At 69.8% G+C, this 25,137-nt stretch carries 31 protein-coding genes, 1 tRNA gene and 3 pseudogenes; 17 read left to right on the forward strand and 18 right to left on the reverse strand.

Translation table 11 applies throughout. The annotated features are described in order from the left end of the window. Nucleotides 1-61: 61 nt before the first annotated feature. A complete protein-coding gene (locus QQK48_RS05410) occupies nt 62-349 on the forward strand; it encodes a hypothetical protein (protein ID WP_284327727.1) in 288 nt (95 codons plus the stop codon). Further along, on the forward strand, nt 346-1,581 hold the full coding sequence (locus QQK48_RS05415) for a dolichyl-phosphate-mannose--protein mannosyltransferase (RefSeq protein WP_284327728.1): 1,236 nt from the start codon (nt 346-348) through the stop codon (nt 1,579-1,581). Before QQK48_RS05410 ends, QQK48_RS05415 begins: the two co-directional genes overlap by 4 nt. A 5-nt stretch (nt 1,582-1,586) precedes the next feature. Here QQK48_RS05415 and QQK48_RS05420 read toward each other — a convergent pair. Next, nucleotides 1,587-2,026 (reverse strand): annotated as a pseudogene (locus QQK48_RS05420) (Lrp/AsnC family transcriptional regulator). A 130-nt stretch (nt 2,027-2,156) separates the two neighbouring features. Here QQK48_RS05420 and ocd point away from each other — a divergent pair. The 3 genes from ocd (at nt 2,157) to QQK48_RS05435 (ending at nt 4,454) form a co-directional block, all read left to right on the forward strand. Then, nucleotides 2,157-3,206 (forward strand): ornithine cyclodeaminase, encoded by a 1,050-nt coding sequence (gene ocd / locus QQK48_RS05425; protein ID WP_284327729.1) that lies wholly within the window; start codon nt 2,157-2,159, stop codon nt 3,204-3,206. A gap of 245 nt (nt 3,207-3,451) precedes the next feature. Continuing rightward, complete coding sequence (locus tag QQK48_RS05430) at nt 3,452-3,766, forward strand: AI-2E family transporter (protein WP_284327730.1); 315 nt, start codon at nt 3,452-3,454, stop codon at nt 3,764-3,766. Then, the gene (locus QQK48_RS05435; protein WP_284327731.1) at nt 3,702-4,454 is read left to right on the forward strand and encodes an AI-2E family transporter; all 753 of its coding nucleotides are present in this window, start codon (nt 3,702-3,704) and stop codon (nt 4,452-4,454) included. Before QQK48_RS05430 ends, QQK48_RS05435 begins: the two co-directional genes overlap by 65 nt. A gap of 187 nt (nt 4,455-4,641) precedes the next feature. Here the strand turns inward: QQK48_RS05435 and QQK48_RS05440 are convergent, their stop codons facing one another. The 9 genes and pseudogenes from QQK48_RS05440 to QQK48_RS05480 all read right to left on the reverse strand — a co-directional run. After that, the gene (locus QQK48_RS05440) at nt 4,642-4,782 is read right to left on the reverse strand and encodes an FKBP-type peptidyl-prolyl cis-trans isomerase (protein WP_284327732.1); all 141 of its coding nucleotides are present in this window, start codon (nt 4,780-4,782) and stop codon (nt 4,642-4,644) included. Then, nucleotides 4,779-5,273 (reverse strand): FKBP-type peptidyl-prolyl cis-trans isomerase, encoded by a 495-nt coding sequence (locus tag QQK48_RS05445; RefSeq protein WP_284327733.1) that lies wholly within the window; start codon nt 5,271-5,273, stop codon nt 4,779-4,781. Before QQK48_RS05445 ends, QQK48_RS05440 begins: the two co-directional genes overlap by 4 nt. Nucleotides 5,274-5,634: 361 nt before the next feature. Beyond that, nucleotides 5,635-6,636, reverse strand: coding sequence for a lysylphosphatidylglycerol synthase transmembrane domain-containing protein (locus QQK48_RS05450; protein ID WP_284327734.1), 1,002 nt, complete (start codon nt 6,634-6,636; stop codon nt 5,635-5,637). After that, a complete protein-coding gene (locus QQK48_RS05455; protein WP_284327735.1) occupies nt 6,633-7,157 on the reverse strand; it encodes a polysaccharide pyruvyl transferase family protein in 525 nt (174 codons plus the stop codon). The genes QQK48_RS05450 and QQK48_RS05455 overlap by 4 nt, the downstream gene beginning before the upstream one ends. 65 nt (nt 7,158-7,222) lie before the next feature. Further along, the gene (locus QQK48_RS05460) at nt 7,223-7,777 is read right to left on the reverse strand and encodes a glycosyltransferase family protein (RefSeq protein ID WP_284327736.1); all 555 of its coding nucleotides are present in this window, start codon (nt 7,775-7,777) and stop codon (nt 7,223-7,225) included. Between the two features lie 5 nt (nt 7,778-7,782). Next, on the reverse strand, nt 7,783-9,009 hold the full coding sequence (locus tag QQK48_RS05465; RefSeq protein ID WP_284327737.1) for a glycosyltransferase family 4 protein: 1,227 nt from the start codon (nt 9,007-9,009) through the stop codon (nt 7,783-7,785). Between the two features lie 31 nt (nt 9,010-9,040). Further along, complete coding sequence (locus QQK48_RS05470) at nt 9,041-9,898, reverse strand: BRCT domain-containing protein (RefSeq protein ID WP_284329461.1); 858 nt, start codon at nt 9,896-9,898, stop codon at nt 9,041-9,043. Continuing rightward, complete coding sequence (locus QQK48_RS05475; protein ID WP_348523485.1) at nt 9,783-10,247, reverse strand: hypothetical protein; 465 nt, start codon at nt 10,245-10,247, stop codon at nt 9,783-9,785. Before QQK48_RS05475 ends, QQK48_RS05470 begins: the two co-directional genes overlap by 116 nt. A 724-nt stretch (nt 10,248-10,971) precedes the next feature. Beyond that, nucleotides 10,972-11,418, reverse strand: a pseudogene (locus QQK48_RS05480) (AAA family ATPase); the annotation flags it as partial. A gap of 80 nt (nt 11,419-11,498) precedes the next feature. Between QQK48_RS05480 and QQK48_RS05485 the strand changes: the two are divergent. Beyond that, complete coding sequence (locus tag QQK48_RS05485) at nt 11,499-12,185, forward strand: phospholipase D-like domain-containing protein (protein WP_284327739.1); 687 nt, start codon at nt 11,499-11,501, stop codon at nt 12,183-12,185. Between the two features lie 288 nt (nt 12,186-12,473). After that, nucleotides 12,474-12,950: a phospholipase D-like domain-containing protein gene (locus tag QQK48_RS05490; RefSeq protein WP_284327740.1), complete on the forward strand. Its 477-nt coding sequence runs from the start codon at nt 12,474-12,476 to the stop codon at nt 12,948-12,950. Here the strand turns inward: QQK48_RS05490 and QQK48_RS05495 are convergent. Next, nucleotides 12,931-13,533, reverse strand: a complete 603-nt coding sequence (locus QQK48_RS05495) for a helix-turn-helix domain-containing protein (protein ID WP_284327741.1) — start codon at nt 13,531-13,533, stop codon at nt 12,931-12,933. The two genes, QQK48_RS05490 and QQK48_RS05495, sit on opposite strands and share 20 nt — an antisense overlap. Before the next feature lie 131 nt (nt 13,534-13,664). Between QQK48_RS05495 and QQK48_RS19315 the strand changes: the two genes are divergently transcribed. From QQK48_RS19315 to QQK48_RS05505, 3 genes and pseudogenes are all read left to right on the forward strand, one after another. Continuing rightward, nucleotides 13,665-14,069, forward strand: coding sequence for a benzoate/H(+) symporter BenE family transporter (locus QQK48_RS19315; protein ID WP_348523486.1), 405 nt, complete (start codon nt 13,665-13,667; stop codon nt 14,067-14,069). Further along, nucleotides 13,967-14,773: a benzoate/H(+) symporter BenE family transporter gene (locus QQK48_RS05500; protein WP_348523487.1), complete on the forward strand. Its 807-nt coding sequence runs from the start codon at nt 13,967-13,969 to the stop codon at nt 14,771-14,773. Before QQK48_RS19315 ends, QQK48_RS05500 begins: the two co-directional genes overlap by 103 nt. A 32-nt stretch (nt 14,774-14,805) precedes the next feature. Then, a pseudogene (locus QQK48_RS05505) lies at nt 14,806-15,656 on the forward strand (Sir2 family NAD-dependent protein deacetylase). A 70-nt stretch (nt 15,657-15,726) separates the two neighbouring features. On the opposite strand, the gene QQK48_RS05510 reads toward QQK48_RS05505, so the two are convergent. Together QQK48_RS05510 and QQK48_RS05515 are read right to left on the reverse strand one after the other, a co-directional pair. Further along, a tRNA-Ala gene (locus QQK48_RS05510) sits at nt 15,727-15,803 on the reverse strand. Between the two features lie 18 nt (nt 15,804-15,821). Beyond that, nucleotides 15,822-16,673 carry an SDR family NAD(P)-dependent oxidoreductase gene (locus QQK48_RS05515; protein ID WP_284327742.1) on the reverse strand — a complete coding sequence of 284 codons (852 nt, stop codon included), beginning with the start codon at nt 16,671-16,673 and terminating at the stop codon, nt 15,822-15,824. A 111-nt stretch (nt 16,674-16,784) separates the two neighbouring features. Here QQK48_RS05515 and QQK48_RS05520 point away from each other — a divergent pair, with 111 nt between their 5' ends. The 5 genes from QQK48_RS05520 (at nt 16,785) to QQK48_RS05540 (ending at nt 21,228) form a co-directional block, all read left to right on the forward strand. Then, the gene (locus tag QQK48_RS05520; protein ID WP_284327743.1) at nt 16,785-17,270 is read left to right on the forward strand and encodes a DUF308 domain-containing protein; all 486 of its coding nucleotides are present in this window, start codon (nt 16,785-16,787) and stop codon (nt 17,268-17,270) included. Next, entirely contained in the window at nt 17,264-17,419 is a 156-nt protein-coding gene (locus QQK48_RS05525; RefSeq protein WP_284327744.1) for a hypothetical protein, read from the forward strand. Before QQK48_RS05520 ends, QQK48_RS05525 begins: the two co-directional genes overlap by 7 nt. A 355-nt stretch (nt 17,420-17,774) precedes the next feature. Next, nucleotides 17,775-19,052, forward strand: coding sequence for a glycoside hydrolase domain-containing protein (locus tag QQK48_RS05530; protein ID WP_284327746.1), 1,278 nt, complete (start codon nt 17,775-17,777; stop codon nt 19,050-19,052). 100 nt (nt 19,053-19,152) lie between these two features. Then, nucleotides 19,153-19,953, forward strand: coding sequence for a glycoside hydrolase domain-containing protein (locus QQK48_RS05535; protein WP_284327747.1), 801 nt, complete (start codon nt 19,153-19,155; stop codon nt 19,951-19,953). Between the two features lie 480 nt (nt 19,954-20,433). Next, nucleotides 20,434-21,228: a glycosyltransferase family 4 protein gene (locus QQK48_RS05540; RefSeq protein WP_284327748.1), complete on the forward strand. Its 795-nt coding sequence runs from the start codon at nt 20,434-20,436 to the stop codon at nt 21,226-21,228. Nucleotides 21,229-21,310: 82 nt separating this feature from the next. On the opposite strand, the gene QQK48_RS05545 is transcribed toward QQK48_RS05540, so the two are convergent. From QQK48_RS05545 to QQK48_RS05565, 5 genes are read right to left on the reverse strand one after another with little or no spacing between them, the layout of a single operon-like run. Then, the gene (locus tag QQK48_RS05545; protein WP_284327749.1) at nt 21,311-21,484 is read right to left on the reverse strand and encodes a hypothetical protein; all 174 of its coding nucleotides are present in this window, start codon (nt 21,482-21,484) and stop codon (nt 21,311-21,313) included. Then, complete coding sequence (locus QQK48_RS05550; RefSeq protein ID WP_284327750.1) at nt 21,450-22,310, reverse strand: hypothetical protein; 861 nt, start codon at nt 22,308-22,310, stop codon at nt 21,450-21,452. The genes QQK48_RS05545 and QQK48_RS05550 overlap by 35 nt, the downstream gene beginning before the upstream one ends. 54 nt (nt 22,311-22,364) lie before the next feature. Further along, a complete protein-coding gene (locus tag QQK48_RS05555; RefSeq protein ID WP_348523488.1) occupies nt 22,365-22,931 on the reverse strand; it encodes a GNAT family N-acetyltransferase in 567 nt (188 codons plus the stop codon). Nucleotides 22,932-22,941: 10 nt separating this feature from the next. Continuing rightward, nucleotides 22,942-23,196, reverse strand: a complete 255-nt coding sequence (locus QQK48_RS05560; RefSeq protein ID WP_284327751.1) for a hypothetical protein — start codon at nt 23,194-23,196, stop codon at nt 22,942-22,944. Between the two features lie 5 nt (nt 23,197-23,201). Next, nucleotides 23,202-24,164 (reverse strand): molybdopterin-binding protein, encoded by a 963-nt coding sequence (locus tag QQK48_RS05565; RefSeq protein ID WP_284327752.1) that lies wholly within the window; start codon nt 24,162-24,164, stop codon nt 23,202-23,204. Between the two features lie 100 nt (nt 24,165-24,264). Here QQK48_RS05565 and QQK48_RS05570 point away from each other — a divergent pair, with 100 nt between their 5' ends. Next, the gene (locus QQK48_RS05570; RefSeq protein WP_284327753.1) at nt 24,265-24,894 is read left to right on the forward strand and encodes a 5-formyltetrahydrofolate cyclo-ligase; all 630 of its coding nucleotides are present in this window, start codon (nt 24,265-24,267) and stop codon (nt 24,892-24,894) included. 10 nt (nt 24,895-24,904) lie between these two features. Next, the gene (locus QQK48_RS05575) at nt 24,905-25,108 is read left to right on the forward strand and encodes an FmdB family zinc ribbon protein (protein WP_416815976.1); all 204 of its coding nucleotides are present in this window, start codon (nt 24,905-24,907) and stop codon (nt 25,106-25,108) included. Nucleotides 25,109-25,137: the final 29 nt, after the last annotated feature.

Below are 25,137 nucleotides of genomic sequence, written 5' to 3' on the forward strand. Positions count from 1 at the left end.
GTGTTCCAGGGTCGCACACCGCTACCTTGCCGTCGCACAGGTCGCCGTTAGGCTCTCCCCTGTGATCCTGGAGAGGCTGTGGCGCTGGCGTGTAGCGCTGATGGCGACGGTGGTGGGCGTCCTCGCGGCGGTAATGCGTTTCGCGTCGCTTGGCGAGCCGACCGACCTGGTGTTCGACGAGGTGTTCTACGCCCGCGGCGGCTACTCGCTCGTGGAGTTGGGCTTCGAGGGCGAGTGGGGAGGCGAGAACCAGGACTTTGCCCGCGGTGACCTCTCGCAGGCTCACCGACGAGGGCGACTTCGTGGTCCACCCCAACACCGGCAAGCCTGCTCATCGGGCTCGGCATGAAGATGTTCGGTGTCACCCCGTTCGGCTGGCGGTTCTTCGCTGCGCTGTTCGGGGTCGCGGCGTGCGTCATTCTCGCCTTCACGGCGCGCCGTCTCTTCCGCTCCACGATCTGGGGCACGGTCGCGGGTGTGCTGCTCGCCGTGGACGGCGAACACGTGGTCTTGTCGCGCACCGCCCTGCTCGACGGCTTCCTCACGTTCTTCATCATCGCCGGCTTCGCCCTGCTTGTGGTGGACAGGGAACGCACCAGGGAACGGCTCATGGCCGCGGCCGCACTCGACCGTGCGGGGCTCGGCGGCGACCCACCCCCGCGGTTGCCCGGCGAGGGCCCGAACCTCGGCTTCCGCTGGTGGCGCCTCGCGGCCATCGTGACGCTGTCGCTCGGTGTCACGGTGAAGTGGAACGGCCTGTACTTCATGGCCGCGTTCCTCGTGCTGAGCGTGGTGTTCGACTGGTACGACCGCCGCGCCGCGGGCTACGAACAGTGGTTCCTGGGCGGATTCGTCCGCGCCATTCCCGCCTTCCTCACCACGGTGGTGGTGCTGCCCCTGGTGTATCTCGCGTCGTGGATCCCGTGGTTCACCTCGGAGAACTCGTGGGGAAGACGGTGGGCGGAGCAGAATCCCGGCGAGGGCGTGACCTGGCTTCCGGAATCCCTGCGTTCGCTGGTGCACTACCACCGCCAGATGTGGGACTTCCATAAGGGCCTCGACACACCTCACAACTACGAGTCGAACCCGTGGCTGTGGCCGTTCCAGTGGCGCCCCACCGCGTTCTACTTCGAGGACGCGCCCGATGCGGACTGCGGCGCCGAGCGCTGCGTCAGCGCCATCCACGCCGTGGGCGACCCCCTGGTGTGGTGGGTCGGCTTCGCCGTCCTGCTCTACGCGCTGTGGAGGGTGGTACGCCACCGCGACATGCTCGCGCTCACCCTCGCCGTGGGCTACCTCGCCGCGTGGGTGACGTGGCTGCCCTTTGCGCACCGCACCATCTTCACCTTCTACACCGTGACCTTGGCGCCGTTCGTGGTGCTGCTGGTGGTGTGGATGCTCCAACGCATCGCCCAACCTCCACGCCTCGACGGCGCGTGGAGCCCTCGAGGCCTCGCCATTGCGGGGACATACGTGGGCCTGGTGCTGGTCCTCGCGGGCTTCTTCGCGCCCGTGTGGGTGGGCGACGCCATCCCGTTCCAGTATTGGCAGGCGCATATGTGGCTGCCGTCCTGGATTTAGGCCTGTTACTGAGCGCGACGCTCAATCAGTCGCGACAGCACGATCGCCGACCGCGTCGAGTCCACCTGGCTGGGTGAGCGCACCTTCTCGAGGGCCAACTCGAGGTGCCGGGTGTCCGCCGCTCTCAGGGTGACCAGGGCATCGGCCTGGCCCGTCACGGTGGTGGCTTCGATGACCTCGGGGATATCGGTGAGGATGCGGCGCAGGCTCCTGCGGCGCGACGATGCCTCGGCAGAAGAGCCTCGACGTAGGCCTCGGTGCCGTGCCCCACTGCCTCGGGGTCCGTCACCACGGTGAAGCCGCGGATCACGCCGTCCGCCGTCATGCGGTCCACCCGCCGTTTGACGGCCGATGCCGACAGCCCTACCCGGGGACCGAGGTCCTGGTAGGCGGCGCGGCCGTCCTCGCGCAGCAGGTCGAGAATGCGGTGATCGAGAGCGTCCATGCGGTCCGCGCTCCTTCCGTGCACGCGCCGCGCGGTTGCGCCGCGATTCCCTCGATAGTTGCAGGAATCACGCGTCGTTTCTCGTTTTCGCGCGGGCGATCTTTGCGATCCTGGAGCCAGGAGGTGAACCATGGTGATGCTGGTGGACGTGCCGCGCATGGCGGCGTGGATTGGACAGGTGGGTCCCGAGGCCGCGATCGCGGGAATCCGGGCGCGGCTCGAGGCGGACTATCGACGCTGGCCCCAGTTCGACAAGACACCCCGCGTCGCCTCGCACTCACCCCTAGGCGTGATCGAACTCATGCCGATCGCCGACGCGGACCGGTATGCCTTCAAATACGTCAACGGTCACCCGTCGAATCCGATGCGCGGCTACCAGACCGTGACGGCGTTCGGCGCGCTCGCGGAGGTTCACCACGGCTATCCCCTCCTGGTCGCGGAGATGACGCTCCTGACCGCACTGCGGACCGCCGCCACGTCCGCGATGGCCGCGGCCGCACTCGCGCGTCCCGGCTCACGCACGATGGCACTCATCGGTAATGGCTCGCAAAGCGAATTTCAGGCGATCGGGATGCGGGACGCCCTCGGCATCGATCGCCTGCAGATCTGGGACACCGACCCCGCCGCGATGGACAAGATCTCCCGCAACCTGTCTCCGCTGGGCTTCGAGATCGTGCGCGCCACGAGCGCACAGGACGCCTGCGCGGGAGCAGATGTGGTCACCACCTGCACCGCGGACAAGGCCCTCGCACGCATCGTGGAGGATGCCTGGATCGGCCCCGGAACCCACCTCAACGCGATCGGAGGCGACTGCCCCGGCAAGACGGAGATCGACCCGGCGCTGCTGGAACGCAGCCAGATCTTCGTCGAATACACGCCCCAGACACGTATCGAAGGCGAGATCCAGCAACTCTCGGCCGATCACCCTGTGACCGAACTATGGACCGTGCTCGACGGCAGTTCGCCCGGCCGCACCGATCCCTCCGCCATCACCGTGTTCGACTCGGTGGGATTCGCCCTCGAGGACTTCTCGGCGCTGAACTACCTGGCCGATGCCGTGGCAGGCACGGAGTTCGCCGGGAGCATCGACCTGGTCGCCGCTCCGGATGACCCACGCGACCTGTACTCCCTCATCGCGGCGACCGAGGCACGCGACTCGTGGGGCGCATCGGCCGCCTGACGGAGCGCTCACCGTGGCGCGACGCCACGGCACTGGCACCATAGGCCTCATGAGTGACGACACCACGGAAGTTCCCAGCGCGGTCGCGCACGCCGCGCAGGCGGTCAAGGACGAACGCCCGGCGGCGTCCCCGCCTGCCTGGGTCAACACGTTCGTCTGGCAGGCGGCGTGGAAGGTCGTCATTGTGGTGGCCCTCGCCGCGGTCGCCGTCGCGGTCGTGCTGCAGCCTGCGCCACCTCATCGGGGTGCTCCTGATTTCGCTGTTCTTTGCGCTCGCGATCATTCCGGGCGTCGAGGCGCTCGTGAAGAAGTTCAACATGAGGCGCGGCGCGGCTGTGGGCATCATCTTCATCACCGCCATGGTCGCCGTGGTCCTCATGGTGGCGTTCCTCATCCCGGCCATCGTGCAGTTCGCCGAGGCGGTGGGCACGCACTTCAACGAATGGATGGATCAGGCTCAACGCCTGGTCGAGCGACCTTGTGGGCGGCGAGGTGGTGGACACCACCACCGCCGAGGAGGTCACGGCCCCCATGCTTCACGCGGTTCAGGCGTGGGGTGACAACGTCCTCGGCGTTCTGTCCAGCGGCCTTGGCCTGGTGTTCGACGTGTTTACGGTGCTGACGTTCACCTTCTACTTCGCCGCCGACTTCCCGCGTCTGCTGCGCGCCATCATGCGCAGGATGCCTCCCGAGCGTCAGCAGGTCGTCGGCTGGGTGGCGCGCACCTCGATCGAGCAGACCGGTGGCTACTTCTACTCGCGCCTGCTGCTGATGATCGTGTGCGGCACGGGCGCGTTCTTCGTGATGCTGCTGGTGGGCCTGCCGCTCGTGTACGCCCTGCCCATGGCGCTGTTCATGGGCTTCGTCTCCGAGTTCATCCCGTTCATCGGCACGTATCTCGGCGCCATCGTGCCGTCACTCGTGGTGCTGGCGGTCGAGGGCTTTGTGCCCACCCTCATCCTCGTGGCATACGTGCTGGTCTACCAGCAGATCGAGAACTACGTGCTGAACCCACGGCTCTCATCGAAGACCATGGAACTGAACGGAGCCGTCGCCTTCGGTGGCGCCATGGCCGGTGGAGCGATCGCGGGGCCCATGGGCGCGTTCATGGCGCTGCCCGTCGCGGCCCTCATCACCTCGATCGCGAAGAACACCGGCCGCACCTATGAGGTGGTGGCGCAGATCGAGGCGGCGGAGCCCCAGCCCGAGGACCAGTCCCCGAGCGATGAGGCCACGTCGCAGACGTAACGACGGCTGACAACACGACAGCGCCGGTGCGACTCCCCAGGGAGCCGCACCGGCGCTGTCGTCTTTGCGGCGAGTGTTACTCGCGGCGAGGATGTCCACGACGAACACGAGGGTCGAGCCACCCGGGATCGACGAGGTGTCGGTGTCGCCGTAGCCGAGGTCAGACGGGATGATCAGCATGACCTGGCTACCCACGGTCTGGCCGGACAGGCCGTCGACCCAGCCCTGGATCAGCGACGAGCCTGGACAGCACGAAGGATGCGGTCGCGCCACGGTCCCACGACGAGTCGAACTGATCGCCGTCCCAGATCCAGCCGGTGTAGTTCACGGTGACGGTGTCGCCCTCGGCGACCTCCTCGCCCTCACCCTTGATGAGGGTCTGGGCCACGAGCCGGTGGGCTCAGACTCGGCGGTCGAGAAGTCGACGCTCGGGGCGCCGGTGTCGTCGAGCGTGACGGTGGGAAGGCCCTCCTCCGGCGTCACCGTCTCACCCTCGGGGGCGGCCAGCGGCGTCACGGCGGACTGGACGGTCACGGCCATGAAGGTCGAGGCGCCCACGGTGCCGTCCTCGGCGGTGGTGCCGGGCGAACCGTATATGAGGTTGACGCCCACCTTCTGGCCCTGCAGCGCCTCGTACAGCACGGGGTCGAGGCCCGACTCGGAGTAGGTGAGGTCCTCGGTCGCGTCAGTGTCGTAGGTCGAGTAGGTGAGGGTCTGGTCCTCGCCGGACCAGACGGTGTAGGCCAGCGAGATGACCTGACCCTCGACGATGTCTTCGCCGTCGCCCTCGGCGACCACGCGTGCGGCGGTCGCGTCCACGGCGAGAGGGGCCTCGAACTCCAGCGACGGCGCGTCGCCGTCGGTCCAGGTGATCTCCTCGCCTGTGCCTCGGCGGCGGAGTTGTCGACGACGGCGTCAGCGGAGGCGGAGGTCGACGGCGAGGCCGATACGGAAGCATCGGCATCCGCGTCGGAACCGCTCGCGCAGGCGGTCAGGCCCAGCAGCGACACGGCACCAATGGCGGCGATGGTGGTCCAACGGGGTGAAATCAAGAGTGAAGGCTCCTCGATCAGCGCGCGAAGGCGCGGTACGTCCGGGCACAGTCCTGCCCTGGGGTCACGGTCAGTCAACCGATGAGCGCCCGCCATCGTTCCCAGCGACGCGCACTCCTAGCATTCTCTCAGGATCGCGCGGCGCGTCCCACCACCGTGGCCACGGCCCAAAAAAGGACATCGACGGCGGCGGACCAGACCCTGCTGACGATGACGACGAGGGCGGCCGTGGGCGCGGGCAGCACCACCAGCAGGAGGACCATCTGCGCCGCGTCGCGCGTGCCGAGTCCGCTCGGGACAAGCGGCGTCAGCATGCCCACGACGCCCGCGAAGCCGAATGCGCCCACGAGGAACAGCAGGTCGCCTGCGCCCGTCTCGGGCACGATGGCCTTGAGCAGCAGCGCATACGCCAGCCCCGAGACTGCGGCGCCCACGCCATACAGACCCAGCGATGAGCCGACGACGTCCCACCCCACGTGGGTGGCCTCGCCACGCTTCAGCAGACGGAAGCCGAGCGTGAGAAAGCGATTGAAGACGGGTGGCGTCATGGCGACGAAGCCGAGGACGGCACCGACGGCGACCAGGACCCGCAGGGTCGGCGAGATCTCACCGATGCGCGGGTCGAGCGCGAGGAGCGTGAGCGACACCGCGCCGACGGCGACGATCTGGGCGGCGGCCTCGACCAGGGTCGAGACGGCAAGCCGGGACTTGGAGACTCCCTGTTCCGCGGCCAGGTACACCTTGCCAGCGATCCAGGGGATGGTGCCCGGGATGTAGCGGGCGAGCCAGGCCTTGGCGTAGATGTCCGCCATCACGGCGAAGCGGGGCAGGTGCGCGGCTCCTAGCCGAGCGAGCACCACCCGCCACACGACGACCCCTAGGTAGCGGAACGCGAGGGCGACGAGCGACGCCACGATCACCCAGGCCCAGCCGACCTCGAGCCCATCGAGCGCATGCCAGTCCACGCTGGTGAGGAACCAGGCGAAGGCCGCGACGATGGCGGCGTAGAACACCCACCGCACGGCAATCGCCCACGGTCGCTGGGGCGACGGCGCCTCCACGTTCGCTGCCGAGGACTCCGCCGCTGCCGGGTCTGGCGCGACCGGTTCGGGGGCAGAGGGCTCACTCACCCGCGCACCGCCGCGGCAAAGTCCTCGCGAAGGGTGGCGCGCATGTCCGCGAGCGCGGCGGCGGTGCGCTCGCGCTGCTGAACGTCTGCGACCACCCCGGCGGCCATCGTGGTGAGGTCGGCGAGCGCATCGTCCTCAAGCAGCCGCTCGATCGGCCGGGTGTAGCCGGCGGCGCCCACCTGGTCCGCGTAGAGGCGGCCCTTGTCGACATAGAAGTAGGTCACCGTGGGCACACCCACGGAGGTGGCGACGATGCCCGCGTGGAGACGGAGAGCAACCATGACGTCGGCGCCCGCATAGACGGAACGAATCTGGCCGGGAGACAGCGCATCGTCGTCGAGCACGTGGACGGCCTCGGGGCGTGCGGCCCGCGCACGCAGGGCGTGGGCGTAGGCCGGGTCCTGGACCATGTGCATCGGCGCGAGCACCACGGCGCCGTGGCTGTCCACCAACGCATCGATCGCCTGGACGAGCCGGTCCGTCAGCAGGTCGGCATCGGGCTGGGGGCCTCGCGGCGCCAACGATGCGGCAGCCAGCCCCCTTGCGGTAGTGGAACCACTCGCGGGGCGCCACGATCGCGTAGCGCTCAGCCGGCGCGGCGACCGGCTCCAGGTCGGTGGCGTACACCGCACAGTCGAAACTCGCGGTGACGCGCTCGGCAGGAACGCCCCAGGCGATCAACTTGTCGCGCGACTCCGCGTCGCGGGTCAGGAAGGCACGGGTGCGTCGCACGGTCGCGGCGATCAGCCTGCGGCTCGAGGCGGCGGAGGTGGGGCCGATGCCCTGGAAGACCCCCACCAGGTTCCGGTTCGCGGTCCGCACGGCGGCCATCTTGACCGCCCAGTACCAGACGCCGAGCCGGTTCGTGTAGTCCTTGAGAAGGCTCGCCGCCACCCCACAGGACCAGGTCGGCGCGGCGCGCGGCGCGCATCAGCCGCAGCAGGTCGAGCGGTGACAGTGAGTGAATGTCCTGGTCGAGAGCGTCCGCATCGAACCAGGCACCGTCGCGCTCGGGCTGCTGCGACACGATGGTGATCCGCGCCTCGGGAAGGGTGTCTCGCACGAGCGCCACGAGCCCTGCCGCGATCGCGCGATCGCCACGGTTGGCCGCGAGGTCGGAGTTGATGACGAGCACCTTCACGCCGGTCATCCTTCCACGCCGTGCCGCTGGCTTGCCTCACGCATCCTGGCGAGCATCTCCGGGGCCAGGCGTTCCCAGGTGAGGGCCGATGCCCGCTCGCGTGCCGCCGTCGCGCGCACGTCGCGCTCGGCGGGCTCACGGGTCATCTCGGCAACGATGGCCGCGGCGAGCGCCTTGGCATTTCCGGCCGGGACGATGGTGACGACATCGGCGAGCAGGTCCTGCGCCCCGGAGGCGTCGGAGGCCACCACCAGCGCACCCCTGGCCAGCGCCTCGAGGGCCGCGACCGGTAGGCCGTCGGCGTCGCCGTCGGGGGCGACGATGGACGGGGCGGCGACGATTCCCGCCTCGGACTCAAGGGCCGCCTTCGCGTCGCCCGTGACGTAGCCGCGCAGTTCCACGCCGTCGAGACCGGCGGCCAGGCTCTCTAGCCGTGCGCGCTGGGGGCCATCGCCGCCGATGATGAGGCGGGCATCGGACACGACGTCGCGGACGAGCGGCCACGCCTCAAGGAGGACGTGAAGGCCCTTCTTCTCGACCAGGCGCGCGATGACCGCGACCGTGTGTGGGTCACCGGGCACCGGCGTGACCGCGGGCAGGCGCACGCCCATCGGCTCGATGTCCAGCGCAGCCCCCACGCCGTCGCGCGCGTCGCCGTCGAAGAAGGCCAGCAACTTCTGAGCCGTCTGCGGGCTGACGGCCGTCATGAACGCTGCGCGCTGCGTCACGGAACGGACCGTGCTGGCACCAAGGGGGCCGAGCCGCCTGAGGACCGCGACGTCCGAGGCGTGCGTGGTGAAACCGAACGGCACCCTCAGGCGCCGCGCAACCCCCGCGGCCACGATCGCCTGGGGAGTAAACCAGTGCGCGTAGATCACGTCCGCGCCGGTGGCGCGCACGGCACGCTTCAGGGCCCGCCTCTCCCCCGCGACGAGCAGCGGAACCACCCCGGCCATCGCCTTGCGCTCCGAGATCGCAGGCATGATGCCGCGCGCCGTCAGCGTCTCCCACCGGCGGGGCGCATACCCGAACCGGTCCTGCTGCACGCGGCCATCGGCCGACTCCGCACGCGGCCATGGGAGGGCGCGCGACGCGGGGGTGTGCGGCGCGAGGAGGGTAACCGTGACCGTCGGGTCAGCCTCCGCGAGCGCGAGCGCCTGGTCGAGGACAAAGCGCGGCACGGCATCGGCCGCGTGGGCCGGGAGCGTCGACGCGACCACCAGGATGTGCACGTGCCCACGGTAGTCGGTGCGCGTGCCGTCGCTAGATGCCGGCGTCTTGACCCTGCACGCGATCCTCGGCCCACGCCAGGAAGTCCTCGGCGGCGACGACGGGCTTGCCGTACTCGGCCGCCTTGCGCGCCTTGCCCGACTGCGTGCCACGCTCGGCAACCACCAGCACGTCGGTGCGGGTCTTGGTCACCGTCGCCACCGGCACAAGCCCGAGACCTTCGGCGATCGTCTCCATCCGGTCCCGGCCCAGCACTCCGTGCGCCGCTGTGACCACGGTGCCGGTGAAACACACCCTGGTTCCGTGCGTGAGGAGCGTCGCCACGTCCACGGGAGTCTCGATCTCGACGTCGTCAGGCACGATAGCGACCCCGAAGTGAGCCTCGGCGGCCCGCACGCGGTCGAGGGCGGCCTGGTCGCGGTCGATGACGCGCTCCCAGGCGAGGGCAAGGAACTGGGCAAGGACTGCGGCCGCATCGTCCTGCGCCGAGAGGTTTCCTCCCACCACGAATCCCTCGGGCCCGTCCACGCCGCCTGGCCCCGTGGTGCGCGCCATCAGGTATCCCGTTCCTCGCGGCAGCGGCGAGAAGCCCGTGCCGTTGCCCGCAAGCGGGTCCGAGGTGAACTCCTGCCAGCGGGCGGCGGCGTCCCGGATGGCTCGCGCGCGCTCCAGCGCGGTGGAGGCCGTGAGCCGCTCGCGTTCCTCGGCGGTGAAGGCTCCGCGCGGCACCTCTGCCCCGAGCGCCATCGGCTCGACGACGCCGTGGCGCTTGAGTTCAAAGTCGATCCAACCGAGTTGCTGGTCGATGCCCACCCCCACGGGCACCCTGCCCGCTAGCAGGGGCGACAGCGACGCCCATGCCTCGGCAAGCACCGGCGCGAGCCTGGACATCGCGCGTGGTCAGCCCCAACCGCGTCTGAGCCTCATAGAGGTCACTGGTGGGATTCACGACGGTCGTCGCCTCGTCTCCGTCGTCCGTGACCACGGCGATCTCGACGGGGCGCGGGCGATAGCGGTCGCCCACCTGCCCCACGGTCAGGACGGCCAGGTACGCCTCCCCCACCACGGCATCGGCCGACCGTGCCCCGCCGGTGAGGAAGCGCCGGATACGGACGTCCGTCTTGAGGTCGCGCGGAAGGACCGGACGCTTCAAGACCAGGCCGGCCAGGCTGGTGCAACGGCTCAGGGCCACATATAGGCGGCCATTGGCGAAGGTGCCGCCCGTGAGGTCGACCACCACATTCTCGAGCGTCTGACCCTGGCTCTTGTGAATCGTGATGGCCCACGCGAGCCTTCATGGGCAACTGTGTGAAGGTGCCGATCACCTCCCTGTCGAGCGATCCCCCCGAGAAGGTGGGCCGGGTGACGTCCCAGGTGTGGGGCTCGACATCGACCACGTCACCGCCGCGGGTCAGGACACGCACCAGCGGCCCATCGCGCGTGTCGAGCAGGGCGTCGACGCGTCCCAGTGTGCCGTTGACCCAACGGTCCAGGGGGTCGTTGCTGAGCAGCATCACCTGGGCACCCTCGGCGAGTTCAAGGGTCTCGTCGGCGGGGAGCTCGAAGCCATCCATGTCGCCACGCACGCTCGCGCGATAGGTGCGCCGCGGCGTCTCGAGGCGCTCCAGCATCTGCCGGTTGCGGGTGCGGACGATGCGGTTGGTGGTGGCGAGTGTCAGCCAGAACTCCGTATCGGGCGGCTCGAAATCGGGATCGGTGCGGGCGTTCAACTCACGGCGAGCGTCCTCGAGCAGCGCACCCTCGCGCACGGCGTTGAGGATGTCGACCAGGCGAGCGTCGCCGCGCTGGCGGAACACGTGAGTGAGGCTCGACCACGGGGAACGCGGCCTCGTCGAACCGGCGGGCGGAGAAGAAGTACGGGGTCCCGTAGCGCTCGTCGAAGTAGTCCACCTCGCCGTCGCGCACCACGGGGGCAGGCGATGGAGGTCGCCGACGAGGACCAGTTGCACCCCGCCGCACGGCTCGCCTGGGTGGGGCCCGAAGCGTTCGAGCGCCGCGACGAGGGCGTCGAACAGGTCCGCCCGCACCATCGAGGCCTCGTCCACGATGAGGATCTCAAGTTCCTTGAGGGTGGCCGCGAAGCGCGAGGGGTAGTAGCCGCGGCTACCGACGGTGTCCTCTGTGATGCCCATGGGGAACGAGAACAGGCGATGGATCGTGTAACCGTCGACGTTCAGCGCGGCGATGCCGGTGGGCGCAACGGTGACGGCCTTGCGTCCGGTGGTGGCCAGGAAGTGACGGATGAGAGTCGACTTTCCCGTCCCCGCACGGCCCGTCAGAAAGACGTTGGCGCCGGCGTGGAGGAGGGCGAGCGCGTGCTCGAACTCCTCGGTGAGCGTGATCGGTGGGACGCGCTCCTGCGACTGCGAGGTGCGGGCCTGGGCGCTCATGGTGGTGCGAGCCTATCCGCGCCTGCGCACCGCATGCCGCACAGCCGGGTTCCCACGTGGCCTCCCGTACTCTGACGGCCATGATCCCGGATCCCGCCACGGTCTACGCCATCGTCTCTGCGGTGCTCATCGTGGCAGCCATCATCGTCATCCCACCCCGTAGGCGTCCGACCGCGGGAACGGCCTGGATCCTCCTCATCGTCATCCTGCCCATACCCGGATGGCTGGCTTTCCTGCTGCTGGGGCACTACAAACTGCCCCGGGCGCGCCGCGACGTCCAGGCTCGCATCAACGCCACCATCGACGCACAGGTGGCGGAGGCCAAGAAACACATGGGGGACGGCGTCATCGACGCCGCCGTCAGCCCGGCGTACCGCTCCGTCGAGCGACTGGCGACGGACTACGGGCGCCTGCCCGTCATGGCGGGAAACTCCGTCGAGATCCTCACCGACTACGGCGCGTCGCTCGAGGCCATCGTGCGCGACATCGACGCCGCTCATCAGTCGGTGTGGGTCGAGTACTACGCGATGACCCTCGACGACACGACGCGGCCGTTCTTCGAGGCGCTCGCGGCGGCGAAGCGACGTGGAGTCGACGTCAGGGTGCTCTATGACACGTGGGGATCGCGGAGCCTACGACGGCAAGAAGCCCATGCTGCAGGCTCCTGGAGTCCGCGGGAATCGCGTACCGCGCCATCCTGCCGCTGCGCCTTCCCGGCAAGGGGTACGTCCGGCCCGACCTGCGCAATCACCGCAAGATCGTGGTAGTCGACAACGCGATCGGATACACGGGGTCGCAGAACATGATCGACCGCACCTACCACCGCAAGGACGACATCTACTACGACGAGTTGGTGGTCCGCGCCTCAGGACCGATCTCGCTCGAACTCGCCACCCTCTTCATGACCGACTGGGTCTCGGAAGGCGGCTCGTTCGACGATCCGATTCGGCCGATGAGCGGCGACCCGTCCGCCCTGCCGGGCAGGCTCCCTGCAGGTCCTGCCCAGCGGACCCGGCTTCGACGGCGAGAACAATCTCGCGGTTTTCACGCACCTGTTGCACCTGGCAAAGACCGACATCGTCATTGTGAACCCCTACTTCGTGCCGTCCGAGGCGCTGCTGGAAGCGATCGTCTCCGCCGCGCATCGGGGCGTGCGGGTGAGCATGATCAACTCGGAGGCAATGGATCAGTGGATGATCGGCTACGCGCAGCGCTCCTACTACGGTGTGCTGCTCGAGGCGGGGGTCGAGATCTACCTCTACAAGGCGCCCACCCTTCTGCACTCGAAGTACATCGTGGTCGACGGCGAGGTCGCGATCGTGGGCTCCAGCAACATGGATATGCGCTCGTTCGAGCTCAACTCCGAGCTCTCGCTGATCTCCTACGACGAGGCGGTCGCGAAGCAGATGACCGCCATCACGGCCACCTACCAGGCAGCATCGAACCGGCTCACGCTCGACGCGTGGCGTCAGCGGCCCCGGTACCGGCGAACGCTCGAAAACATCACGCGGCTCACGTCGGCGATCCAGTAGCGCCTCGGGGCCCGCTCGCGCGGTGCGACCTCGGCGTGCGGATGATATTGACCGCGTGGGCCGGGGCGTCGATGGCCTCGTAGGAGTGCGGGCCGTCGGCGGGGAACACGTGCATCTCGCCTTGGCTCACGGCACGCTCCTCGCCCGCCGTGCCTGCACGCACGCAGCCGGCCGTCACGATGATCTGCTCCATCACGCCGGACCCGTGGGCGTCCGAGCGGTGGATGGCGCCGGGGGTCAGCGCGAGCGCGAACACCTCGACCGTCGCGTCGGCGTCCTCGCGGACGTCGAGCAGCCGCGCCACGATGCCGGGTGACGCGACCTGTGCGCCCGCGCGCTCGGCCAGCAGTGCCGAGAGCGGCATGTCCAGGGTGTGAGCGAGGGCGTACAGCGTGGATAGCGTGGGGTTGCGCATGCCGTTCTCGATCTCGGACAACGACCCCTTGCCGATGCCTGCCGCGGCAGCCACTGCGCCGAGACTGAGGCCCCGCGCGGTGCGCGCCTGCCTCGCACGCAGACCCACCTCGACGGCAAGACCACCGCCGCCTGCTGGCGGGGTGGGGTCGAGTCCTGTGGGTGGCATGCCGCCACTGTAGCCGGGGTTCTGTTTGTGGAACAGTCGCGCTAGGGTTCCATCTATGGAACGCACAATGCTTCAGGCCGCCTCGACCGGCGTCGTCACGGCGCTCGTGGGATTCGGAAGGCTCCTTCGCAGTGGTGCTTGCCGGGCTCGGCGCCGTGGGGGCAACCGACGCTCAGGCCGCATCGGGCCTCATGGCGCTGTGCGTCACCCAAGCCATCGCGATGATCTACCTCTCGTGGCGGTATCGCATGCCGCTCACGATCGCGTGGTCCACGCCGGGCGCGGCCCTCCTCGCCACCCAGGGATACGTGGACGGCGGCTGGCCCGCCGCCGTGGGGGCCTTCCTCGTCACCGGCGTGCTGATCATCGCGTGCGGACTCCTCCGGCCGCTCGCGCGCCTGGTCGCGGCGATTCCCCCTCGCTCGCGCAGGCCATGCTCGCGGGCATCCTGCTGCCGCTGTGCCTCGCGCCCTTCCTCGCCCTCGAGCACGAGCCGTGGCTCGTCGGCGGGCTCCTGGCCGTCTGGGTCGTGCTGATGCGGTTCTCTCCGCGCGCGGCGACGCCGGTGACCTTCGCGATCGCGATCGCCGCCATCGCGGCGACCGCGGGCGGCGCATCTCTCGCGGCCCCGACGCTCACCTTCACGATGCCGACCCTCACCTGGCAGGCCGCCATCGGCATCGCCGTGCCCCTAACCATCGTGACGATGGCCTCGCAGAACGTGCCAGGCGTCGCCATTCTCGCGGCGCACGGCTACACGGTCCCCTGGCGCAGCGCGATGGTCACCACAGGCGTGGGCACGCTCATCGGCGCACCCGCCGGAGGGCATGCGATCAACCTCGCCGCCATCACCGCCGCACTCCCCGCCTCCGAGCAGGCCCACCCCGACCCGGAGCGCCGCTGGATCGCCACCAGCGCTGCGGGAGCGTCCTACCTCGTGCTCGCCCTGGCCGCGGGGTCGCTCACCGCCCTGATGGGTGACGCACCCGAAGGCCTCATCGAGGCCGTCGCGGGACTCGCGCTGCTGGCGACCTTCGCGACCGCCATCACAGGCGCCATGGCCGATGCCTCCGGCCGCATCCCCGCGGCCCTGACTCTCCTCATCGGCGCCTCGGGAATCGTGGTGGCCGGCATCGGCTCCGCGTTCTGGGCGCTCGTGGCGGGCCTCGTGGCACGCGCCCTGTGGGGCCGGACACGCTCCACGGAACCGAGCGCCAAGGAGGACGTGCGACCATCGTGACAGGGGCATCGGCCCGCGGCAGGAGGAATCACGTGACGACGGACGATGCCCCAGCACCCCACCTCTCGGCCGCCCACACGCTGATCGCCGGCCGCACTCTCGCCGTGCTGACGGGCGCGGGCCTGTCCACCGACTCAGGCATCCCCGACTACCGCGGCGCCAACTCGCCGCGGCGCACCCCCATGACGTTCCAGGACTTCGTGAGCGACGAGGCCCATCGGCGGCGGTACTGGGTGGGCTCCCACCTGGGGTGGAGGGCCTTCGCGGGCACCCAGCCCAATCCCGGACACACGGCCCTCGCCGCCCTCGAAGCGGCCGGACTGGTCACCGGCCTCATTACTCAGAACGTGGATGGGCTGCACCTGCGTGCGGGATCCCAGCGCGTCGTCGAACTCCACGGCCACATGCGCAGCGTCGTCTGCCTCGCCTGCCACACGGAGTTTTCCCGCGACGAGATCGCGGGCAGGCTCGAGCGCGACAACCCCGCGCTCGCGGTGCCCGATGCGGTCGAGCCTTGGCCCCGACGGCGATGTCCTGCCCCAGTCGTGGCAGCACGTCAGCGTGCCCGACTGCGACGTGTGCGGAGGCATCCTCAAGCCCGACGTGGTGTTCTTCGGCGAGCCTGGTCCCCGCGGAGAGGACTCGCGCCGCCGAGGCCATCGTCGACCAGGCCGAGGCGCTCGTGGTCGCGGGTTCGTCGCTCGCCGTGAACTCGGGCCTTCGCCTCGTGACGCGCGCCTCGCGCCGGGGCGTGCCGATCGTGATCATCAACCGCGGCGCCACCAAGGGCGACCGCCTCGCGGACCTCACCATCGATGCCGGCACGAGCGAGACCCTCGCCGTGTTGGCCGGGGTGCTGACGGCATCGGCCGTCTCCCGCTGAAAGACCCGTGCCGCTCACGGCCTCGCGAGGAAAGCGAAAGGGCCGCACCTTCCGGTGCGGCCCTTTTCCTTGGTGGAGCCTGAGGGGAATCGAACCCCTGACCTTCTCATTGCGAACGAGACGCGCTACCAACTGCGCCACAGCCCCAAGGCGGGAACTAGGTTATCACCCTCGCGGAGGTCCTGGACACCATCGCGCCCGCCCGACCGTCCTGCGGGATCGAGTGGCACCTTCGCGCGTTCGTGCCACTCGACCGCACATCTCGGAGCAACGAGCCGAGCGCACTACAGGCTCGCGGTGGACCACCTTGGCGCTCGTCTGCGCGGTCGCGAGCATGAGGATCTGGTCGATGTTGACGTGCTTGGGCCGCGACGCCACCCAGCGCACGGCATCGGCAATGTCCTCTGCCGTCATCGGCTGGACGCCCTCGTAGACCTTGGCGGCCTTGTCCTCGTCACCACCGAATCGCACGATCGAGAACTCTGTCTCCACCATTCCGGGGTCGATCTCGCTGACACGCACGGGCTGGCCGATGAGTTCGAGTCGCAGCACGCGCGTCAGCGCCGCCACGGCATGCTTCGCGGCGTTGTAGCCGCCACCGCCTTCGTACGGCTCGCGGGCCGCGATTGACCCGATAGTGATGACCTGGCCGTCGCCCGAGGCGATGAGGGCGGGCAGGAGCGCCTTCGTCATCCGCAAGGTTCCGAGCACGTTGACGTCGTACATCCGCTGCCACTCATCGACGTCGGCCTCGGCCACTGAGGCAGTGCCGAACGCTCCACCGGCGTTGTTGAGGAGAAGGTCGCAGCGCTCGATCGCGGCGCAGAACGCGTCGACGGAGGCCTCGTCGGTGACGTCCAGCGGGATGGCCGTGCCGCCGATCTCGGCCGCGAGCGCCTCGATCCTGTCCACGCGACGCGCGCCGATGACGACATCCCAGCCGTCCGCGGCCAGCGCCCGCGCACTGGCGGCACCGATCCCGCTCGAGGCTCCCGTAATCACCGCGGTCTTAGCCATGCCGACTCCCATCGTTTGTGAGGCTGTCCGCCGTCCAGTATCGACCCTCCCGCGAGAGCCACACACCGGCCGATAGCATGTGGCCGTACACGCACCTGACCTGGAGGCACCATGTCTCAGCAGTCCTTCCCGCACTCGCCCTTCGACACGATGGAGATCGATCCGGAGAAGATGGCCCGCTCGGCCATCAACGCGGCGCGCACGATGCTCGGCGTCCTGGGAGTCATCGGCATCCTCATCGGTGTGGCACTGCTCGTGTGGCCGGGTAAGTCGCTCGTCGTCGCCGCGACCTTCGCGGGCGTGTTCTTCGTGATCACCGGCGTGGTCCGCATCTCCGTCGGCATCTTCACCCGCGAGGTCTCGAGCGGCTTCCGCATCCTCAACCTGATCCTCGGCCTGTTCCTGCTGTTCGGCGGCATCGTCGCCCTGAAGAACCTGACGGCGGCCGCCGGCGTGCTGACCGTCATCACCGTGGTGCTGATCGGTATGGGCTGGTTCATCGAAGGCATCGCCACGCTCGCCCAGGCGGGCCGGGGCAAGAGCCGGGCATGGCCTGGGCCCGCGGTGCGATCTCGCTTATCGCGGGACTCGTGGTGATCATCGTCCCCACATGGTCCGCCCTCGCGCTCGTCGTCATGACCGGCGTGACCCTGGTACTCATCGGCATCATCGGCCTGGTGCAGGCCTTCTCCCTGGGCAAGAACCTGCCGCCCGTGGGTGAGCAGCACACCACCATCGACGGCTGAGCCTCGACGCGACTCCCGGCCCGCGCATCGGCCGCCCTCACCGGCGACCGGGCGCGGGCCTTCGCATGTCACCCTCAGCCCCACCTGCCGCACATGGCCACATTTGCGGCACTTCAGGGCCTAAGGAGCCGCACATGCGGCCGTGTGCGTCACGGGTGGGCGTGCGCGGAGTGTGGATGCGAAGCCGAGAGCATGCCCCAGAGTTAAAGCGTTCGTCACAATTCGGCAATGACGCCGCAATGCTCGCCACCTACCGTCACCGGTAGCGGCGCGGCCTCGGCCACGTCATGCTGGTGCCACACGACCCAAGGCGAGGTGCGCATGCTCGACGACGTGGACCCGTTTATCGGGGTGGATGCGACGGCCCTTCCCGAGCCGTCGGGTCTCGCCGCGACCTGGTGGTGGCCCAAGCCTCAGGTGGGCAACACGCACCCCGGCGCGGCCCACCCACTCGGCATGGTGTCCGCGTGCGCCTACTCGGGCGCCTACCCCACCGGCTACGGCCTCTACGAGCCTGTCGACCGAGGGCGTCCCCGCACCGCTCCACGGCCGCCTCGTCGCGAGCGGCTTCACCCACTTCCAGCAGTCCGGCACGGGCGCCATCCGCAAGTACTACAACTACATGCGCGTCACGCCGATGCTCGAGCCACTGGACGCCCTTGGCCGCACCTGGGACCTGGAGGACGAGGACGCCTCGCCGGGCCGCTACCGCGCCCGCCTCGAGTCCGGCATCACCGCCGAACTCACGGTCGGTCCCAAGTCCGCGGTGCACCGCTACACGTTCCCCGCGCATGCCGACGCCCGCGTGGTCATCGACATGTCGATGGGCGGGCTCGCGATCCCCTACGGCGCGACAGTCCCGCTGCGCGCACATCTCGAGTCCGTCGAACCTGGCGTCATGCAGGGCGAGATTGTGGTCGAGGGCGCACCGCTGGCGGTACACATCGAGTGCGACGTCGAGGGCTGGCGCCGCCTGCTGTGGTACGACCGGCGCCTCATGCCTGGCGGCTCCACGCTCGCGTTCGACCACATCCGTCCCACCACGTTGCGCCCCTTCGGGTTCATGTGGGCGGGCCCCACAAGTGAGGGCCAGAGCGTGGAGATCCGCATGGGGTTCTCGCTACGCGGCGTGGAGCAGGCGCGCAAGAACCTGGAACGGGACGGCGCCTCGGGCGGGCCGTCGTTCACGCGCCGCGCCCAGGCCACGCGGGCCTCATGGGATGAGGCCCTCAGCCGCATCCACGTCGATACCCACAATCCGGCTCGCCGCGAGGTCTTCGCCACGGCGATGTACCACTCGCTCATCAAGCCATCCTTCGCTCCGGACGAGAGCCCGTTTTGGCCGACCAAGGGCCCGTGGGTGTTCGACGTCTCCACCATGTGGGACATCTACCGCACGCAGTTGCCGCTCCTCACGGCGCTCGCCCCCGAGCGCGCCGTGGAACTCGCGAACGCCCTGCTCACCATCTGCGAGCAGGAAGGCAACCTGCCCATCGGCTATCGCATGGCCCGCGGTTCCGACAGGTTCGGCCGCCAAGGCAGCGCCCTCGCCCACACCTTCATCGTCGACCTCGCCAAGCCTTGGCCTTCCCGGCATCGACTGGGAGTGGGCGCTCGTCCATCTCGCAGGTGACCTACGCCGCACCTACGGCGAGGACTACCTCATCCACGGCGTCACTCATCCCATCAGCCACACGCTCGACATCGCGCACGGCTACTGGTGCACCGCTTACGTGGCGCGGATGATGGGCGACGACGCACTGGCCGCCGAGTTTGAGCGCCTCGCGGGACGCTGGCTGAACGCGTTCGACGAGTCCACGGGCCTCCTGCGCGACTCCACGTTCTATGAGGGCACCAAGCACAACTATTCGTTCCGCCTGGTGCATGACATGGCCACCCGCATCGCGCTCGCAGGCGGGGACGACGCCTTTGTCGCGCTCTTGGACGACTTCTTCGGATTCGGGGCCGATGCCGTGGTCCAGCCCGGTGTCGCGCCCGGCCTGGAGGAGATGACGGCCGGGTATGCCCTGGGGCGTTTCGAGGGCCTGAACAACGAGCCCGATATGGAGGCTCCGTGGGCTTACCACTACGCGGGACGGCCCGACCGCACCGCTGAGGTGGTGCACGCGATCGTGAACCACCAGTTCGGCACCGGCCGTGGTGGCCTCCCGGGCAACGACGACTCCGGCGGCCTGTCGAGTTGGTACGTGTGGGCCTCGCTCGGGATCTTCCCCGTCGCCGGCCAGTCGATCTTCCTGCTGCATCCGCCGTCGTTCCACTACTCGACCGTCGCGATGGCCCACGGCACCCTGACCATCGACACCTCGGGCTTCGTGGAACCCACGCCGGGAGGCGCGGTGCAGTACATCCAGTCCGCCAGCCTCAACGGAGAGGCGCTCGAGGGGTCGTGGGTCGATGCGGCCGCACTCCACGAGGGTGGACGCCTTCACCTGTCCCTTGGCCCCGAGCCGTCCGCTTGGGCCCGTGACGTCCGTCCCCCGTCCTGGGGTCCCATCAAGGAGGTACCCGCATGATCGCTCTGCCCGACCGCCGGCTTGTCATCGTGGTGCGCGCCGACCCTGTGATCTGCGGCCACTCGGGGAAGGCTCGCAACCTCGCCGAAGTTGCCCTCACTCGCGGCTTCGACGACGTACGGATCCTGACCTGGCCTCTGGACCGGCTCGAGGAGACGGGACTGCCCCTCAAGCCGCTCGACACCGTCCTGCCCTACTCGCCGGGCATCACCGTGGAACGGCCCGAGCCGGTCGGCGGCTACAAGATCCCCGACGGCCGCTACCTCGCAGGCCTCACCGGCCGGCTCATCGAACTGTTCACGGATGGCGTGCCAACGGTGTGCCTGTCGCTGTATCTGTCGCCTCACACGGTGGCGGTGGCCGATGCCGTGCGCGCCGCGCGCTCCACTGGCCTCCCGGTGAACGTCACCACGGTGGCCGAAGCGGTGGGGTCGGACGTCACCGACATCGTGCGCGCGTGCGTGGAGGACGATCGCTTCGGTGCGGCGGCGCACGTGCTGTCCAGCCTACCTCAGCCAGGACCACTGCGTCGCGGTGTCGGACTACACCAAGGACGTCATTGTCGAGGCCGCCACCGCGATCGACGAGCGCCACGGCACCCGGTTCGCGCCGCAGTGCGCCGCGCGCATCGCTGTGTCGTACCCCGCCATCGACACGGGGGCGTACACCTCGCTCGATCCCTCGGTAACGGATGCTCACCTTGCGGCGCGCGGCCTGTCGCGCGGCTCGTACGTGTTGTTCCTGTCGCGCCTAGGGCTCGCCAAGGGGGTGGAGGACCTCATCGACGGCTTCGCCGCCTCGATGACGCGGCACTCCCGCACGCTCGTGATCGCGGGTCGTGGACCCGATGCCGCGGCGCTACGCGAGTACGCGGCCTCGTCTGCGGCTGCAGAGAGCATCGTCTTCCTTGATGACGTGGGCGACGAGGAGAAGCCGCACCTGATGGCGGGCTGCGCGGCCTATGCGTTGCCGTCAAAGCCGCGGCCAGAGTTCACCGAGACGTTCGGCATCGCGCTCGTAGAGGAGATGCTCGCCGGAGGCGGCCCTGTCATCACGTGCGCCACGGGCGGCATCCCCGAGGCCGTGGGCGACACGGCACTGATGGTTCCCGTGGAGGACCCTGGCGCCATCGCCGCTGCCCTGGACCATGCGGTCCTCGGCATGACCGACGGCGAACGCGCGGCCCACCGCGAGCGGGCGCGCGAGCACGGCCTGCACTTCGACCGCGAGCGCGTGTTCGATCGCCTGATGGCGGGGGTGACGGCGGCCGTCTGAGGCGGTGCGACGGTGACGGGCCTAGGGGCTCGTCAGCGCTGAGCCCTCGGCGCCGTCACGCGTGCGCCAGGAGAGGTCGCGCTTAGGCGGAGGCGCGGCGGCGGCGCGCGAGAATCGCGTCGAGCGCGCCGGTGGTGGTGGCTGCCTCGTCGGCGGCGACGGCCTGGTCCTCCTGCGCCTCACCCCAGCGGGCGGCACGGGCGCGGGCGGCGTCGTAGTCCTCAGCGGAGATGGCGCGCGCCTCGCGCTGACGCACGGTGGGCTTCAGCGTGTACGACGGTGCGGGCATCTCGCGGGGGCTCCACGCCGCGGAGTCCTCGGGGGCAAGGCTCCTCGACGGCGTCGACCACCTCGGGGGCGGCGACGGGTGCGGGAGCAGCCAAGGGCGCGAGGTCCTCGGCGGTCACGATGCGGATGGCCTGAGTGGCGACGTCGGAGGGCTCGGCCTCGCGGCCCGCGGCACGCTCGCGACTCACCACGCGCAGGGCCTGAGTAGCGGTGGCGGCGGCCTCAACCTCGCGGGCGACGAGCAGCACTCGCTCGTCGGCACGGCGCTGCGCGGCGGCGGCACGGGCGCCCTGAGCCACCACACCCACCAGTACGGCGGTCGCGATGGCTCCCACCACGGCGGTGACGGCGGTCAGCGCGACGATGCTCCACGCGGCAACGGTCAGGACCGCGACGACGCCGGAGACGGCAAGGCGCCTCCGCGCCTGGGCGGCCCGCTCGGCAAGGATGCGCTGGCGGTCGCGGCGCAGGTGGAAAGACTCACGCTGAGCGAAGGTCGCGGCGCGGTCGAGCGGCCCCGACGGACGCGACATCGACTCCGCACGGGTGGACGATGCCTTGATGGCGCGCGTCGCTCCCGTGGCCAGCAGCGGCACCTCACCAGAATCCGTCGAGGGGCGCGTCGCGCCACGCTCAATACGCTCGGCGGAAGAGCGGACCACGCGCATCTGGGCGCTGTAGCGATCCTCGGTGCGCACGAGCGCGTACTCGGAGCGTTCCTTGATCTTCTGGGGAAGGACGTACGCCACGACGAGCCCGAGGGCGATGATGGCGAGAAGTCCGACCGGAACCATGACTCAGAACGGTACGGCCACAGGTGCACTCAGCCGTGCATGGCGCGCGGCGTGTCAGTCCCCTTGTGTCCAATATCGGCCGATGCGCGGCATGTCTTGAGTCCTCGCGAAGACGCGGTGGTCTCGCCACGCGCCGTCGATGTACAGATAGGACCGTCGCAGACCCTCATCGACGAAGCCCAGTTTCTCCGCGACCCGCAGCGAAGCGAAGTTTTCTGGTCGCACCGCAATCTCCAACCGATGCAGGCCGGCGGCGAACGCGTGGTCGGCCGCGAGCGCCACGGCGGTGGGGGTCACGCCCCTGCCCGCATGCGCCTGGTCCACCCAGTACCCGATGGATCCGCCACATTCGGCCCCCCACCGGATTCCCGCCACCGCAACGCGGCCCACGATCTCCCCCGCCACGGTCACCACGTAGGGCTGTGCGCTGCCCTCACGCCATTGCTTGCGTTCGCGCCTGACGAGACCCGCATATGTCAGGGGCGCCTCGCGTCGTCCTGGCGGAAGGATCGCCTCCCACGGCCGCAACCACTCGCGGTTGCGCGCACGCACGGCGTGCCACGCGCGCTCGTCGGAGCGGCGCAGTGGCCGCAGCGTCACGCCCCCGCGAGAGAGTTCCACGGGTGCCACGTCAGCCCCAATACGCACAACGCACCTGGTCGCCCGCGGCGACCTGGAGCCCCTGCACGCCGGACCACACCAGCGCATCGGCCCTGGCGAGGTCAGTGACGCTGAGGCGCGCGGCGGGAAGCGGGGTGGCCACGGCGACCCCGTCGACGTCGTCGAGGATCACGGGCGTGGGGCGCACCATCCCGGCGGGCACGGACCACCCCTGCGCGGCTCGCGCCACGACGGTGTCGCGTTCGCGGGTCCGGTGGCCGCACATGGCCCTCAGTGCGGGACGAACGCAGGCCTCGAACCCGATGGCGGCGGCGCCCGGGTGGCCGGGCAGCGCCACCACGGGCAGCACCCGGTCACCGAACTCGATGCCGCCCAACCCCTGCCTGCCGCCCGGCGCCAGGTCCAGATCCACCACCTGGAAGTCGCCCAGGCTGAGCCAGGACCGTCGCAACCGTGTCGCGCGGCCCGTCGGAAAGTCCGCCCGTGGTGATGAGCACATCGGCGCGGACCAGGCTGGTCCTCGATCGCGGCGCGCAACGCGCGGGGCTCATCGGGCACCGGGCCCACTCGGAACGCCTGCGCTCCCGCCCGGCGGATGAGTCCGGCAAGCAGGTGGCTGTTGGCGTCGGAGACCTCGGCACCCCGATGCCGGGCACCGGGATCGATGATCTCGTCGCCCACGGCGAGCACCACCACGCGCGGCACGGGGTGCACCCGAAGGCGCGGCATCCCGAGTGCGGCGGCGGCGGCCACCTGGCGCGGGCCCAGCCTGGTGCCCGCGGTCGCGAGAACCGTTCCTGCGGCGACGTCGGCCCCCACGGGAAGCACGCCCTGACCTGGCGCCACGGGCACCCCCACCGCCACCCTGGCGACGCCACCGTCGGTGGCGGCAAGCGCGACCACGGCATCGGCCCCACGGGGCAGCGGGGCCCCCGAGGGGATGCGAGCGGCCGTGGACGGGATGTGGGTGCGCGGCGAACGCGTCGCAAAGTCGATGTCGTACGAGACGGGGAGCACCGCGGGCGCATCGCCCCGGGCGCCGCTCACGTCCGCGGCAAGCACCGCGTACCCATCGAATTGCGCGACGGCGAAGGCGGGGACCGGCTCGCGCGCGACGATGTCCTCGGCGAGCGTCCCTCCCACGGCATCGGCGATGAGCACATCCATGGCCGGATTCGGGATGAGTGCCTGTGACACTGCGGCGTGATGGTCGGCCAGGCTCCGCGTCGTCATGCGGGCCATTGTCGTGTCCTGCGCACACGCCTCGCAACAATCGGCGCAATGTGAGGGACACGACACTCCACTGTCACATGGCACTGGCACAATGGATGGCATGACACCGCAGTCGGCCCACGGCACCCGTGCGCCCGCCCCGGAAGACGCCAAGGCCCAGGCGAGGGCATCGATCCGCAAGGACCGCTTGCACCGCTCCGCGCGGCGCAACGCCGAGCTCGCGGAGCGGCTTCGCGACCTCATCCTCGAGATCCCTGCGGTCGCGCAGGCACGATGCGTCTCCGTCTACGCCTCTCGCCCTCACGAGCCCGGCACCCTGCCGCTGATCTCCGCGCTCCACGAACGCGGAGTGCGCGTCCTCATCCCCCGCCTCGGCGACGGTCTCCAGCGCGGCTGGTCCACCTATCACGGTGCCGAGGACCTCGTGGAGCGCGCGCCCGGCCGCCCGCCCGAGCCGTCGGGTGACTTCCTGCCGTCGGAGGAACTCGCCCACGCCGATGTGGTGGTGGTGCCTGCGCTCGCTGCCGACTCCTACGGAACGCGGCTGGGTCAGGGTGGCGGCTGGTACGACCGCGCCCTCGAACTCGCGCGTCCCGATGCCCCGGTCATCGCGCTCACGTTCACGGCGGAGTTCCACGGCCCCGGTGAGACGGTGCTCCCGCGCGAGGATCACGACCTCCCGGTGACCATGGTTGTCACGCCCGAAGGCGTCACCGCCGTGCCCGCGTAGAATACGGACCATGCCCACGTACACCTACGCCTGCCGTGAGTGCGCCCACCGCTTCGACACGGTCCAGTCGATCCACGATGCCGCCCTCGAGACCTGCCCGGAGTGCGGCGGCGCGCTGCGTCGCGTGTTCGGCAACGTCGGAGTGACCTTCAAGGGTTCCGGCTTCTACCGCAACGACTCGCGCGAAGGCGCAAAGAAGAGCGCGTCGGCCTGACGCCCCGCCTCCGCTCACCAGTGCGGAGG

This window comes from Demequina litorisediminis, assembly GCF_030161615.1.
Taxonomy (GTDB): Bacteria; Actinomycetota; Actinomycetes; order Actinomycetales; family Demequinaceae; genus Demequina; species Demequina litorisediminis.